At 37.2% G+C, this 14,584-nt stretch carries 9 protein-coding genes; 5 read left to right on the top strand and 4 right to left on the bottom strand.

What is annotated here, in order from left to right; genetic code table 11:
• Positions 1-38 precede the first annotated feature (38 nt).
• Positions 39-2,357, top strand: coding sequence for a winged helix-turn-helix domain-containing protein (locus GQS55_RS19165; RefSeq protein WP_159822219.1), 2,319 nt, complete (start codon positions 39-41; stop codon positions 2,355-2,357).
• 463 nt (positions 2,358-2,820) lie between these two features.
• Here the strand turns inward: GQS55_RS19165 and GQS55_RS19160 are convergent, their stop codons facing one another.
• From GQS55_RS19160 to prlC, 4 genes are all read right to left on the bottom strand, one after another.
• Positions 2,821-3,084 (bottom strand): hypothetical protein, encoded by a 264-nt coding sequence (locus GQS55_RS19160; RefSeq protein ID WP_159822217.1) that lies wholly within the window; start codon positions 3,082-3,084, stop codon positions 2,821-2,823.
• Positions 3,085-3,685: 601 nt separating this feature from the next.
• Positions 3,686-4,486 carry a class I SAM-dependent methyltransferase gene (locus tag GQS55_RS19155; protein WP_159822215.1) on the bottom strand — a complete coding sequence of 267 codons (801 nt, stop codon included), beginning with the start codon at positions 4,484-4,486 and terminating at the stop codon, positions 3,686-3,688.
• Entirely contained in the window at positions 4,486-5,259 is a 774-nt protein-coding gene (locus GQS55_RS19150) for a DNA-3-methyladenine glycosylase I (RefSeq protein ID WP_236559701.1), read from the bottom strand. The genes GQS55_RS19155 and GQS55_RS19150 overlap by 1 nt, the downstream gene beginning before the upstream one ends.
• A 4-nt stretch (positions 5,260-5,263) precedes the next feature.
• Positions 5,264-7,327: an oligopeptidase A gene (gene prlC, locus GQS55_RS19145; RefSeq protein WP_159822213.1), complete on the bottom strand. Its 2,064-nt coding sequence runs from the start codon at positions 7,325-7,327 to the stop codon at positions 5,264-5,266.
• Positions 7,328-7,543: 216 nt separating this feature from the next.
• On the opposite strand from prlC, the gene gorA reads away from it, so the two are divergent.
• The 4 genes from gorA to polA all read left to right on the top strand — a co-directional run bounded on the left by gorA (position 7,544) and on the right by polA (position 14,397).
• Positions 7,544-8,911, top strand: a complete 1,368-nt coding sequence (gorA, locus tag GQS55_RS19140; RefSeq protein ID WP_159822211.1) for a glutathione-disulfide reductase — start codon at positions 7,544-7,546, stop codon at positions 8,909-8,911.
• A 258-nt stretch (positions 8,912-9,169) separates the two neighbouring features.
• Positions 9,170-10,456: a glycerophosphodiester phosphodiesterase family protein gene (locus GQS55_RS19135; RefSeq protein WP_159822209.1), complete on the top strand. Its 1,287-nt coding sequence runs from the start codon at positions 9,170-9,172 to the stop codon at positions 10,454-10,456.
• A gap of 73 nt (positions 10,457-10,529) precedes the next feature.
• Positions 10,530-10,934, top strand: coding sequence for a hypothetical protein (locus tag GQS55_RS19130; RefSeq protein WP_159822207.1), 405 nt, complete (start codon positions 10,530-10,532; stop codon positions 10,932-10,934).
• A 649-nt stretch (positions 10,935-11,583) separates the two neighbouring features.
• Positions 11,584-14,397 (top strand): DNA polymerase I, encoded by a 2,814-nt coding sequence (gene polA / locus GQS55_RS19125; protein ID WP_159822205.1) that lies wholly within the window; start codon positions 11,584-11,586, stop codon positions 14,395-14,397.
• The last annotated feature ends 187 nt before the right edge of the window (positions 14,398-14,584 follow it).

Here is a 14,584-nt window from a genome sequence, read left to right as displayed (position 1 = left end):
TGTTAATTTTCATTCCTGGTTATTTTTAGTAATGAAATGTGCAATATAAACTTGGTCCTTGGTTACTTTTACCTGCTCGCTGTATAATATCTTCAAAGGTTATTGAAAGAGAGTTAGATCCGCTCAGCTTTAAATTAATAACCTACTTTATCAGTCAGCCTGATCGCATTATTCCTCGCCAAGAGCTAGTAGTGAATGTATGGCAACAGAGTTTTGTTGATGATAATGCAATTAATCGTGCGATATCAGAACTTAGAAAGCAGTTAACTCATCCTGAGCATAAAGCCCCTTTAATCAAAACGCATTACCGTAAAGGCTACTCTCTCACAGTAACACCAAAAAAAGTCATTAATGACGCTGAAAATATCACCGCTCATACCGCGGTAACTACAGACTTAGCTACCGATTTGGATACCACTCAAATCACAAAAAATGAAGTGTTAGATAATAGCAATGACATAAAAGAAAAATCGCCTAAAGCAATACACACTGAAAGTACTATTACGGCGAATACAACTCAAACCAAAACACTAAAACCTGCTATTAAATTTTCTTCTTATCGTTGGTTATTAATATTACTGGTATTGTTACTGACCATTAATATTTTTATCGACCTTAATATCGACTTTAAGTTAGTTAACGATGAACCTAACACGCCATTGGCAATAACAACGCAGACGAATAGTAGTGATATTGAAACCCTACAAAAAATAACGCCCGTTATAGCAAAAAATGTGAATATTACCGCAGCAACATGGAATATTGGCTCAGAAACACACCCATTAGTTTCGCCAGATAAAAGCCTTTTTGCGTATACTAATAAAAATAATGGCGTAAGCAGTAGTTATATAAAAAGCTTAAGTAACCAACAAGAAGTAAAACTCAGTTATAACGATTTACATATTAGTGCTATGTCATGGCAACCTAAAAGTCGAATTTTGTTAGCTGAAGCTACTGATTTAAAATCTCAGTGCTACTACGCAACGTTTGATTTAAGTAATATTGATAATATTCCAGAACCACAACTTATTAAAAAATGTGATAAACAGGCGCGTAGCATGGCGCAATTAAGTGTTGATGGTAGCACTATGTTTTATATTGAATTAGATGATAAAAAGCTAGGACAGGAAATATACCAATATAATATTAAAACCCAAAAAAGCACAGTATTAGTTCCTTCTGGTGATGCTCAATATGGTGTAACTAACATGTTTATTTCACCTAACGGTCAACAATTACTTTACCGTTGGTATGAACGAAATAGTCCCGCAAAGCTTTATTTACTGGATATTGCGACACGTGAGCAACGCGTACTATATGAGCAAGCTGAAGAATTATCGAGTGTAACAATCGCCTGGCTGCCTGACGGCGAACATATTGGGGTATTACAAGGAAAAACATTAAGTTTTATTAATATTCACAATCGAGCTTTGAATTCAATAGAGCTACCAATAGAAAAATATTTAAGTCGAATGAGCTTCCTCAATAGCAATCAACTGTTTTCATCTGAGGCTGCTAGCACACAAGTACAAGTGGCCCAAATTGATAGTATATTTTCAAAAGGTGAAAAAAAGGTAACTATGCTCCATCGTTCTGATAGTAACGACTATTACCCTACTTACTCTAGAAAACAGCAAAACTCACATTATTTTATCTCTAGTAGAACAAATCAATATCAAATTTGGCAAGCTGATGACAGTACAGAAAAGCAAATTAGTAATTTTTCAACAAAAGAACAACAGGCTATTTACGTTTTAGCATTATCCGACAATGAAGAGTACTTATTATTTAGTCGTAATAATCAACTTGAATTTATTGATTTAAAAATAGGTGTATTACATAGCATACCTGAATTAGATCAAGCTAAAGTAAGCAGTTATGTATGGTCAAATAACGATAAAACTATTCTTTATTCCACAATAAAAGATAAAGTAAGTCAAATATGGCAATTTAATTTGCTCACAAGAGAAAATACACAGCTAACATTTGAAGGTGGTCAAAAATTACTTAAAAATGAGCGAGGAGAGATTTTTTATATTAATGATAATACATTATTTAACTTAACGTATGAGCAAGACAAAAATACGCAGAATGCGTTTACCAAGAAAATAACGATTACCCTAGCTCAGTGTTGGTGTTCAATTGCTTTGCGCGATGATTATTTTTATAGCCTTGGCGATCCTTTATCATTAGCAAGAATGCATATATTAACAGGTAAAGTAGAAGAAATAGCCTTGCCTCAAGATTCAATGGGCATAGTTCTAAAAGCTGCATCTAACAAGCTTTTAACCACACTAACTAATGAAAGAAGTACACAAGTACAACGCATTTCTTGGTCTGCTACACCGTTGCCTTAATTATAGCCAGTAGCGGCTCTGCGAGCGTATCACCATTCAGGTATAGCATACCTTTGTGTAAACGATGCCTGCGTTCAAGGAGCGCTTAAATTCAACTATCAGCACTATCTGGGTTCATTAAAGTATTCCATGCGAGTGCTGAACTCTGGTCACACAATACGCCGTATCTGATAAGCTGATTTTTTGTGAACGGGCCTTTGCATAACAGTATCTACACTTCGCTAAGTAAGGCTCATTAAAATGTCAGCAAACTATTATGGATGGCCTGATAAAATTGTACCGCTGACATAAGTAACATCGCTATTTTTTGAAACTTTCTATACAGAAGACTCTGCGCTAGCGGTATTAGCAAAAGTAAGACTTGCACATAAGCTAGCTAGCACCGTCATTTTTTATGGTAAATATTACATAACATCCCTTTATTTTACGATTAAAAATAGGCTTGCTGCCCTAATTATTGAATTTATTTACTTGAAGTTGGCAATAGCAACGTTGCTAGTGTTTGGCTTTGGCTTGTTGTTATATTCGTTTGATTTTCCGCTACAACATCCGCAATAATTTTAGGCATAGTCGATTCAATATCGACTTTTGCAGACATAATCAGTTGATTTTTTTGTTCATTTGTTATTTGAGCACCAATTGCCGATTGACAAAATGATGCTAATAAAATGGCAAAGCTAACCATTGCTAATTTGTTATGGATTGCTGAATTAATACTATTGATCATGATAACGTCCTTCTCTATTTAGAGTAATTAAATGATAGAATATAAGTAGTCATAGCAATTACTCACGAGCCTTTATTACCCAGAAGAGTTAAGTGCTGTTGACGAGTACAAGATTAAATAGATTACTGAAGAATGTCGCTTATCAAAGCCATAGCAATATATTCATGAGATCAAAAAAATCTAAGCGACTGATATTAAAGAATTTAAATAAAACCTTATCAAAACATTATTAGAGAAAAATAACTAATCAGTTGAATTACGCAGAAAAAGTAATATGAGGAGACTGTATAATTTAGCTGTTAACACCTCTATATCTGATAGATATACCCAAACCACTTGAATATGCCGTTTCAGAGCTAAGCTAGGAAATCAGGTCAAGGCGCTGTACGAAGACAATGGTTATTCTCTTATCAAAATCAATAACGCAGCATAAAGCGTTTCTAAACCAGCCCTTGGGTGAGGCTGAGCAAATCATACTCTGCGTTACATTTCTTTTTCAGGGAACAACCCTTAATAAAAAAATGAGCCTTGATTATGAATCACTCAGACTTACTGAAACGAGCATCTTCAAGTGGAACGGGTATACATGTGCTCAAGTGTCTTAAACCTTTGGTATCGCTCGCTTAACATAAACATCGAATCTGTTTTTCTTCATTTTGATTGAAGTACTTGGTTTGATATTGTTAAGTGGTGGCGCATAACTAGGGCGTTTAACTACCACGCGATATTTAGCTAGGGCTAAGGCAGGTTCAAGTAGTGCATCTGCATCGAGGTCTTCACCTACTAATGATTGAAATACGCGCATTTCTTTTTTTACTGCCGCTGATTTTTCACGGTGTGGGTACATAGGATCAAGATAAACTACATCGACTTGCTGTGCCAAATTCATGTTTTTAATCGATGAAGCATGCACAAGCGTCATGCGGTTAGCTATTTCACTGACTTCGCTGTTGAGCTTTGCGCGCTCTATGCCATCATCGAGTAAAGCTGCCACTATCGGCATACGCTCCATTAAGGTGACTTGGCAACCTAAACCCGCTAGTACAAAAGCATCTCGACCTAGCCCCGCGGTAGCGTCTAACACATGTGGCGTAAAACCGTGTTTTAAGCCAATTGCTTTGGCAATATCTTGACCTCTGCCGCCGCCAAATTTCCTGCGATGTGCCACCGCACCTTCAACAAAGTCTACTTTAACGCCACCAAGTTTAGGCTCGTCTAATTTTAAAAGCTCTAAGGCTTGTTGATTAAGCTGTAATAAAAATTGTAATTGTGGCTGCTTATTCGCGGCAGCGGCATCACCGATATAATCTAACTGCCATTTTTTGGCAATACGTTTACATTGGTCACTGTTAATCGCATCACAATAAGCAACGGCAATGTGTTTATACAAATATTCAGTCATTATACTTGCTCAACATGAAGCTCGACATGAACATAGTTATCACCACTGGCAAATGCGATTAAACGGCTTAATTGCGTTAGGCTGTAACCAGATTCTTGTTGGAGTTGATTAAAATAGGTTTGTATTGCGGTTAAGCTTTTTTTGCTTTGCAAGCCACCATCAATCACTTTTTGAGCGCGTAGATAACCTTCAACATCTGAACTCAGAATAAAGGTATCTTTGCCAAGCAAACGCAGAGCATAAGGGCCAGTGTTACCGCCTAATCGTTGTCCGTTTTTCTTCAAGTAAGTCCATAAGCCAATAATATCGCTTGTAGGCCAGTCGGCAATAAACTGAGCAAAACTGGTTTTATGCTCGGTTTGGTGCTCAAAGATCATTTGTGCATTGGCTTGAATGGTTTTTACTTTATTGTAATTGCGGATAATTTTAGGATCTGCAGCTTTATTTTCCAGCATTTCCTCTGGCATCATCAGTATTTTTTCAATGTTAAAATTGAAAAAGCTGTCTTCAAAATCAGGCCATTTATTTTCGACTACGCGCCAGACAAAGCCTGATTTGAAAATTTGCTTGGTAAAGGCTGACAAAATACGGTCATCCGTTAAATTCGCCACACTTTGCTGGGCGGCGCTATCGGTCAATAATTTTTTACCAACAATTTTTTGACCAAGCAGTAGCTCCAAAGCCTTTGTGCCGCCTTTTCTATTTGCGGCACGTTGGTATAAATGGCTAAACTTTTCGGTTGTGTTGGTTGCCGTCTTTGTCATTGTGCTCATCGCTCTATGCTTCAATACCGCTATGGCGTAGTACTGCGTCAATTTCTGGTGCTCTGCCTCTAAAACGTTCAAATAGAACGCTTGGCTCTTCACTGCCACCTTTTTCTAAAATATTGGTTAAGAATGATTGGCCTGTTTCTTCATTGAAAATACCTTGCTCTTCAAATAAGCCAAACGCATCGGCAGATAATACTTCTGCCCATTTATAGCTGTAATAACCTGCTGAATAACCACCACCAAATATATGGCTAAACCCGTGTTGAAAACGATTAAACTCAGGGGCTTTTATTACGGCATATTGCGCTCTTACATTGTCGAGCGTTTGTTGAATATGGTTATCATTGTTTTCAGCTTTAGGGTCGTAGTTTGCATGCATAGTGAAATCGAAAATACTAAACTCCAACTGACGTAACATTTGCATTGCTGATTGAAAGTTTTTCGCCGCTAGCATTTTATCTAACATGGCTTGCGGTAATGGCTCGCCTGTTTCAAAATGACCTGAAATAAAGGCAAGCGCCTCTGGTTGCCAACACCAGTTTTCTAAAAATTGGCTTGGTAGTTCTACCGCATCCCATGGCACACCATTGATACAAGCAACACTGCCGGCATTAATTTGGCTCAACATATGATGAATACCATGGCCAAATTCATGGAATAAGGTAACCACTTCATCATGGGTGAATAAGGCTGGGTTATTGCCGACAGGACCGTTGAAATTACAGGTTAAATAAGCAACAGGGTATTGAATTGAACCATCGGCTTTTTGAGTACGACCAACGCAAACGTCCATCCAAGCGCCGCCGCGTTTTTTCTCACGTGCATATAAATCAAAATAAAAGCTACCACGCTTTTCGCCCGCTTTATCAAAAATATCATAAAACTTTACGTCTTTGTTCCAAACATCAACACCTTCACGTTGTTTAATGTTTAAACCAAACAGCTTGTTTACTACTGTAAATAAGCCTGAAACAACTTTGTCTTTCGGGAAATAAGGGCGTAACTCTTCATCGGATATTGAATAGCGACTTTGCTTTAATTTTTCGCTGTAATAGGCTAAATCCCATGCTTGTAAGTCATTTTTACCAAATTCAGTGGCGGCAAAGTCATTTAGTTCTTTAAAGTCTTCTTTACCTTGGGCTTGTGATTTTAGCGCTAAGTTTTCTAAAAACGCCATGACTTCGCTAGTATCGTTGGCCATTTTAGTGGCGAGAGAATGTTGAGCGAAGTTATCAAAATCAAGTAAGTTAGCCAGTTCATGACGCAAACTTAATAGCTCATTCATAATATCGCTGTTATTAAACTCATCAGCATTAGGGCCTTGATCGGATGCGCGGGTGACAAATGCACGATGCATTTTTTCACGTAACTCAGCGTTATCGCAATACATCATCACAGGTAAGTAACTTGGAATATCAAGCGTGAAGGTATAACCTTGTTTTTCTTTTGACTCAGCTAACTCTTTTGCTGCAGCCAATGTGCTTTCAGGTAAGCCTGTTAGCTCATCTTTGTCGGTAATTGTTACGCTAAACGCATGCGTTGCATCAAGGACGTTATTACTAAAGCTTGAGCTGAGGTCTGATAAACGTGAAACAATTTCACCGTAACGTTTTTTGTCGTTGTCACTTAAGGCAATACCCGATAATTTAAAATCACGTAACGCATTGGTAATTACTTTTTGTTGCGCTGTATCTAAGTTTTTAAATGAATCACTATCTTTTAAGCTTTGATATGCTTGAAATAAACCTTGGTTTTGACCAACAAAGGTACCGTATTCTGATAATAAAGGTAGGCAAGATTCATAAGCTTCTCGTAGCTCGTCACTGCTCATTACTGAATTTAGATGAGAAACTGGCGACCATAATTTAGAAAGAACGTCATCAACTTCATCTATTGGTAAGACTAGGTTTTCCCATGTAAACAAGGTGTTATTGCTTAATGTGTCACTAATAACTTTTTTACAGTCAGCTATAGCTTGCTCTACCGCAGGCTTAATATGCGCTGGTTTTATTTTTGAAAAGGCAGGTAAATCAAGGCTTTTTACAGCTTGTGGTAATAAAGGATTAGTCATAATAGTCAGTATAAATAGATGGACGATACTAAAGTATGTGATGACAAATATTCAATATTCAAGTGAAATTTACTTAGCGATGACAATTGTGTAGCCAATTCTTCACTAATTCTTACTTAATTTTTATTGTTGAGCATTAAATACAATTGAATAATTGTGTTTTATCCCCAGATATAACAACATAAGCAATATAAATTAACTTTTTTGGAATATACAATGACACAACATTTTGATTACTTAGCAATAGGCGCAGGTAGTGGCGGAATAGCATCAGCCAATAGAGCAGCACGATTAGGTAAAAAAGCTGCTGTGATTGAAGCGAAATATATAGGTGGCACTTGTGTAAATGTTGGCTGTGTTCCTAAAAAAGCCATGTGGTATGCAGGACAAATTAGTGATGCATTAAAATATGCTCACGATTACGGTTTTAATTTAGGTGATTTTAAAATAGAGAATAATGGCTTTGATTGGAGTCGTTTGGTTAAAAACCGAGAAGCTTACATTGAACGAATTCATGCTGCTTATCAGCGTGGTTTTGATGCTAACGATGTCACTGTTATTCAAGGCTTCGCTAAATTCGTAGACAAGAATACCGTAGATGTTGATGGTACTTTATATACCGCTGATCATATTACTATTGCTACCGGTGGTCGTCCGTCAATTCCAAGCATTGAAGGTGCTGAATTTGGTCTTAATTCTGATGGTTTTTTTGCGTTAACAGAGCAACCTAAGTCAGTAGCTGTTATTGGCGCAGGTTATATTGCAGTTGAATTAGCGGGTGTTTTCCATGGTTTGGGTACAGAAACGCATTTATTAGTTCGAAATGAAAAACCATTACGTACGTTTGATGACATGCTAAGTAACACCCTAGTTGAGCAAATGGCAAAACATGGTCCAACTTTACATAATCACAGTACACCTGAACGTATAGAAAAATTAGCTGACGGACAATTGGTAGTACACCTTACTAATGGCAAGTCTATTGGCCCTGTAGAGCAAGTAGTTTGGGCTATTGGTAGAGAACCAGCAACTGATAACATCAATTTAGATCTTGCAGGCGTAGAGCTTGATAAACGAGGCTTCATCGTAACTGATAAATATCAAAACACTAACGTACCAGGTATTTATGCCGTAGGTGATAACACCGGGCGTGCACAATTAACTCCTGTTGCAGTGGCAGCAGGCCGACGTTTATGTGAACGCTTATTTAACAACAAAACTGACCTACATTTAGACTACACAGGCATCGCTACCGTAGTATTCAGTCATCCTGTTATTGGTACTGTAGGCTTAACGGAAGCTGAAGCCGTAACTGAGTATGGTGAAGATAATATCAGTGTGTATAACTCTCAATTCACGGCACTTTACCAAGCGATGACGGAAGATTATCGTGATCCTACCCGTATGAAACTTATTTGTGCTGGCGCTGAAGAAAAAGTGGTTGGTTTGCATAGTATTGGTTTTGGTAGTGATGAGTTACTACAAGGTTTTGCTGTGGCAATGAAAATGGGCGCAACTAAAGCTGATTTTGATAACACCATTGCAATTCATCCTACGTCAGCTGAAGAGTTTGTTACCCTATAGGGTTTATGCTGAAAATAAGTGTCTAAAAAGGATAGTTCGGTTCTCTAATTGAGCTATCCTCAGCTTTTCCATCATCTTGAACCTCCTTTACTCTATACCCCTTTGTTATTCTGAGCCGCACTACATCATCCTGAAGCTCCACACCGTCATCCTGAACTTGATTCTGGATCTCGAGTATTCATTAAACTGCCATAATTATTATCTATCCTGACAGAATATTAAGTAATATTTTATTAAGCGTAAATACAAGGTTCAGCTATGTTTATCTGTTTTCTTAAAAAACACGAATTTGTTCTTTTTTTATTCACTTCTTTTGTTTTAGCGGGCTGTAGTCGTCATGTTACCAACCCAATCAATGAAGTAAGCAACAAGATGGCAGGTAAAGTTGTTGCTAAAGTTGGGTTAAGGCCTCTATTTTTAATTAACGAAATGCAAGACAGTGAGCTAAAAACCAAATTAGAGCAGTGTAAAGATAATACTTTTTATCGTTCTGACTTTTCATTAGGACATCGTGGTGCTCCCATGCTATTTCCTGAACATACACGCGAGTCATATCAAGCGGCGATAGATTCAGGTGCAGGCATTGTAGAGTGTGATGTTACTTTTACTTCAGATAAGGCCTTAGTCTGTCGTCACTCACAATGCGATTTAGCCACTACAACGAATATATTGGCTATTCCTGAGCTTGCAAAACAATGTTCACAGCCCTTCATCCCAGCAGATCCAATTAATGACATTGCTGCTACCGCCATGTGTTGTACCAGCGATATTACACTTGCCCAATTTAAAACACTGACAGGAAAAATGGACGGTGCCAATACCCAAGCTACCACGGTAGAGGAATATTTGGCGGGTACACCGAATTGGCGAACGGATCTGTACTCAGGCAAAGGCACATTAATGACGCATGCTGAAAGCATTGAAATGTTTAAAAAATCCGGGGTTAAAATGTCGCCTGAATTAAAATCTGCCAGTGTAAAAATGCCTTTCAACGACTTTAGTCAAACAGACTATGCTCAAAAAATGTTAGACGAATATATATCTGCGGGCGTGCCGGCTGCTCAAGTGTACCCACAATCATTTAATCTGGCAGATGTAAAATATTGGATAACGCATGCACCGTTATTCGGTAAACAAGCTATATTTCTTGATGAAAGAAATGTAGGGGCTGATTTTGATCCTGAAAACCCTAAGACTTGGGTGCCTAGTATGCAGCAATTAAAAAGCGAAGGTGTTGAATATATAGCGCCACCTTTATGGATGTTAGTTACTTTAGACCCCGAAGGGGCAATCATTCCATCACAATATGCTAAGGCCGACAAAGCCGCTGAGCTTAAGATTATTACTTGGTCACTTGAACGCTCAGGCTTGCTTGCTAATGGTGGAGGTTGGTATTACCAAAGCATAACAGAGGCAATAAGTAGCGAAGCTGATGTACTTGTGCTGTTAGATGTTTTAGCAAAACAAGTAGGCGTAGTTGGTGTATTTTCTGATTGGCCTGCAACGGTAACTTATTATGCAAATTGTATGGCGATAGATCAGTAGCAATTATAGATTCGTAGAAATTAAGGTATCATTCGTGTTTACCTTTTAATTTTTCGATAGAATAACTAAATAAATGATTTCAAAAAAAGTAAGAGAGCTATTTTCCTCGCTAATGGAAGCTGGCGATGGTTCATCTGTTTCTTATGATATGGAAACTGAACAGTACACTGGCTACTTCAATGAATCTGTTGTTAACAAGTTTATCGGTGAAGGTGCTATAGAACTTGTACATAATGATGATGGCATGATTTGTTTGATACTTAATAATAGAGAAGATTTTTTAAGTGGTTTTGCATCAGGTGTAAATGAAGCGCGTTTAGGGCGAGATCAATATTATGCTGATTACAATGCAAGTCCTTTCGCTTTTTCGATTGGTTATGAACATTTTTTATATATGAACAAAAAGCCTAAATTACTTATCGGCTATATTTGTCATGGATTTATAAATGATGCAACAGACGAAGTATATACACAATAAATGTCACTAGCATAGAGTTGAAGAGGTTTTGATGATATGCTCCGCGAAATTGAGTGCGTAGAAGTTACTGTAAACAAGAATAATGTAAAGTTAGGTTAGGTAATTTTGTTATTGGTCAATATCTCTTTAAAGAGATATAAATTTTAGGTGAGCCGTCGTTATATTTTCAATCATATCACTACTTATTTTTTAAAATAAAAACTAATTTTTCATCATTAAAATTTAATAGCTAGTTTGAAAGTCTTGCTACTAAAGGCTTATATTTTTTTGTTATTTTAATCGGTAATAAATCCTTAAAAAAAGTTTAATAATGTGCTGGTAAAGCTGTGGAATTCTGATAATCTCTGTTGACGTTATTTGCTTGGTTGCTGTTTATATAATCAAAAACGTAACGCAGATAAATTTATTTATCCACAAAAATAAAAATAAAAAATATTGTGCACTAAAAAGATTTCGTTCCTATCTTTTTTCAATAAAATCATACGTATGAATATAATTACCAGAATAGTGACATTCACTTTTCTGGCGTTTTTTTGCGCTTATTAACAAAGTTATCCACATTCATTTTGCACCAATTGTCATAGTGTAGTAGAGCTACAGCGCGCTTTATGGCATCCTTACGCTATATTATTGTTTAGACAAATTTCCTATGACAACTTCGACAGAAAATTCACCATTATCACCTTTAATTCTAGTGGATGGTTCTTCGTATTTATTTCGCGCATATCATGTTCCATATTTACAAGCTTTATCAACGGCGAGTGGTCAACCTACGGGAGCGATCACTGGTGTTTTGAATATGATCCGTAGTTTGAAAAAAGACTACCCAAATGGCAATGTAGTTGTCATTTTTGATGCGAAAGGTAAGACTTTCCGTAACGATTTATACCCTGAATATAAAGCAAATCGTCCACCGATGCCGGATGAATTACGTACACAAATAGCACCTTTACATAATATTATTAGTGCTATGGGTTTGCCATTATTGGTTATTCCTGGGGTTGAGGCTGATGATGTTATTGGTACTTTAGCGAAGCAAGCGAGTGAGCAGGGTATAGAAACTGTGATCTCAACTGGCGATAAAGATATGGCGCAATTAGTTACGCCGCATGTACGTTTGATCAACACGATGACAGCTGTTGAATTAAATGAAGCAGGTGTGAGTGAAAAATTTGGCGTACGACCTGATCAAATTATCGATTATCTTGCGTTAATGGGCGACAAAGTTGACAACATACCTGGTGTAGTTAAGTGTGGTCCTAAAACTGCGGTAAAATGGTTAGCTGAACACGGCACATTAGATGAAGTCATTGCTAATGCTGACAAGGTAAAAGGAAAAATAGGTGAAAACTTACGTGAAGCGCTCGAGCAACTACCACTTTCATATTTGCTCGCTACAATAAAATGTGATGTTGAGTTAGAGCAAAGTGTTGAGCAATTACAGCCTACAGAACCCGATGTTGAGGCACTCGCTTCACTTTATCAAGAGTTTGAATTAAAGCGCTTGTTAGCTGATTTAGGTAAAGGTAGTAGTAATAGCAAAAGTGAGCAAGTGGTAAGTAATACCGTTAATAAAGTGCCTACAGATACCGCAAAAGATACAGCAAAGAGTAAAACGGAAAATGTTGATATTATCTCAGCAGAAGTGGCGGATGCTAAATACGATATTATTTTAGATAAAATAAGCTTTAATGCTTGGTTAGAAAAACTTAAAGATTGTACTGCTTTTGCTTTTGATACTGAAACTACCAGTGTTGATTATATGAAAGCGGAGTTAGTGGGTTTATCGTTTGCGATAGAGTCAGGAATAGCAGCTTATGTACCATTGGCCCATGATTATATTGATGCGCCATACCAACTAGATTTAGATTGGGTGTTAGCACAATTAAAACCTCTATTAGAAAGTACTGAGATTAAAAAAATTGGTCAAAATTTAAAATACGATGCCAATGTATTAAGTCATTACGACATTAAATTACAAGGTGCAGCATTCGATACTATGCTTGAGTCCTATTGTTATAACAGCGTTGCAACGCGACATAATATGGATGCGTTATCACTTAAGTATCTAGATTATAAAACAGTATCGTTTGAAGATGTGGCCGGTAAAGGTGCTAAGCAGTTAACTTTCAATCAAATAGATATTGAAAAATCGGGTTACTATGCTGCAGAAGATGCTGATATTACTTTACGTTTACATCACGCTATTTTTCCTGCCCTTGAGCAACTACCTGAGCAATTAAGCGTTTATAATGAGATTGAAATGCCGTTAATGCCTGTGCTAGCAAAAATGGAGCAAACAGGGGTATTAATTGATTGCGACGTGCTTGATCAACAAAGCCATAGTATTGGTCAACGCTTAGATGAATTAGAAATTGAAGCGCATAACCTAGCAGGTAAAAGTTTTAATTTAGGATCACCTAAGCAATTACAACAAATATTATTTGAAGAACTAAAAATACCGGTTATTAAGAAAACGCCTAAAGGTGCACCTTCTACTGCAGAAGAGGTACTACAAGAGTTAGCGCTGGATTATCCTTTACCAAAAGTTATTTTAGAAAACCGCGGATTAAGTAAATTAAAATCTACTTATACAGACAAATTACCTTTAATGGTGAGTGCTAAAACAGGTCGAGTGCATACTTCGTATCATCAAGCTGTCACTGCAACTGGGCGTTTATCGTCAACCGATCCTAATCTACAGAACATTCCAATTCGTAGCGAACAAGGCCGTAAAATTCGCCAAGCGTTTATCGCCCCAACAGACTATAAAATTGTTGCTATTGATTACTCTCAAATTGAATTACGTATTATGGCGCATTTATCTAACGATAAAGGCTTAGTGACTGCTTTTAGCGAAGGTAAAGACATTCATAAAGCAACAGCAGCTGAAATTTTTTCAGTTGAATTAGATGAGGTTACAACGGACCAGCGTCGTAGCGCTAAAGCGATTAACTTTGGATTAATTTATGGTATGTCGGCTTTTGGCTTGGCAAAGCAGTTAAGTATAGGTCGTCAGCAGGCGCAAGAATATCAAGATAGATATTTCCAACGTTACCCGGGTGTTTTGACATATATGGAAGAAACTCGCGAACAAGCCAGTGAGCAAGGCTATGTTGAAACTTTATATGGTCGCCGTTTATATTTACCTGAAATAAAATCAAAAAATGGTATGCGAAGAAAAGGAGCTGAACGTGCTGCTATTAACGCACCGATGCAAGGCACAGCAGCAGATATCATCAAAAAAGCCATGCTTGATGTTTCTGTGTGGTTAAATGAACAAAATGATGACCGGGTCAAAATGACGATGCAGGTACATGATGAATTAATTTTTGAAATCCATCAAGATATCGTGGAAGAGGTGACGGCTAAACTAGTCGATCTGATGAATAATGCGGTGCAATTAAGTGTGCCGCTAATTGCTGAAGCAGGCATAGGTGATAATTGGGATGAAGCACATTAGTGTTAGCTATTCCGTATTGTTTTAAGCGCTATATTTGTATTGTATAAAAAATCGGTCGCTTGCGGCCGATAAATTCTGTGATAACACCCGTAAAAATCCTATCTATACTAACGACTAATACCTATAAAAAAATAATTTAAGGCTAAAGGTTGGTCTAAAAATGTTCATATGTAAATTTTAAGGCGTT

It is taken from the genome of Colwellia sp. 20A7 (assembly GCF_009832865.1).
Taxonomy (GTDB): Bacteria; Pseudomonadota; Gammaproteobacteria; order Enterobacterales; family Alteromonadaceae; genus Colwellia.
This window is presented reverse-complemented; position numbering and strand designations above follow the sequence as displayed.

Excerpts from the sequence above, each read along its gene's own strand:
- polA (WP_159822205.1), top strand. The coding sequence starts at position 11,584 with ATGACAACTTCGACAGAAAATTCACCATTATCACCTTTAATTCTAGTG.
- GQS55_RS19150 (WP_236559701.1), bottom strand. The coding sequence starts at position 5,259 with ATGAGCACAATGACAAAGACGGCAACCAACACAACCGAAAAGTTTAGC.
- GQS55_RS19160 (WP_159822217.1), bottom strand. The coding sequence starts at position 3,084 with ATGATCAATAGTATTAATTCAGCAATCCATAACAAATTAGCAATGGTT.
- GQS55_RS19155 (WP_159822215.1), bottom strand. The coding sequence starts at position 4,486 with ATGACTGAATATTTGTATAAACACATTGCCGTTGCTTATTGTGATGCG.
- prlC (WP_159822213.1), bottom strand. The coding sequence starts at position 7,327 with ATGACTAATCCTTTATTACCACAAGCTGTAAAAAGCCTTGATTTACCT.
- gorA (WP_159822211.1), top strand. The coding sequence starts at position 7,544 with ATGACACAACATTTTGATTACTTAGCAATAGGCGCAGGTAGTGGCGGA.
- GQS55_RS19130 (WP_159822207.1), top strand. The coding sequence starts at position 10,530 with ATGATTTCAAAAAAAGTAAGAGAGCTATTTTCCTCGCTAATGGAAGCT.
- GQS55_RS19135 (WP_159822209.1), top strand. The coding sequence starts at position 9,170 with ATGTTTATCTGTTTTCTTAAAAAACACGAATTTGTTCTTTTTTTATTC.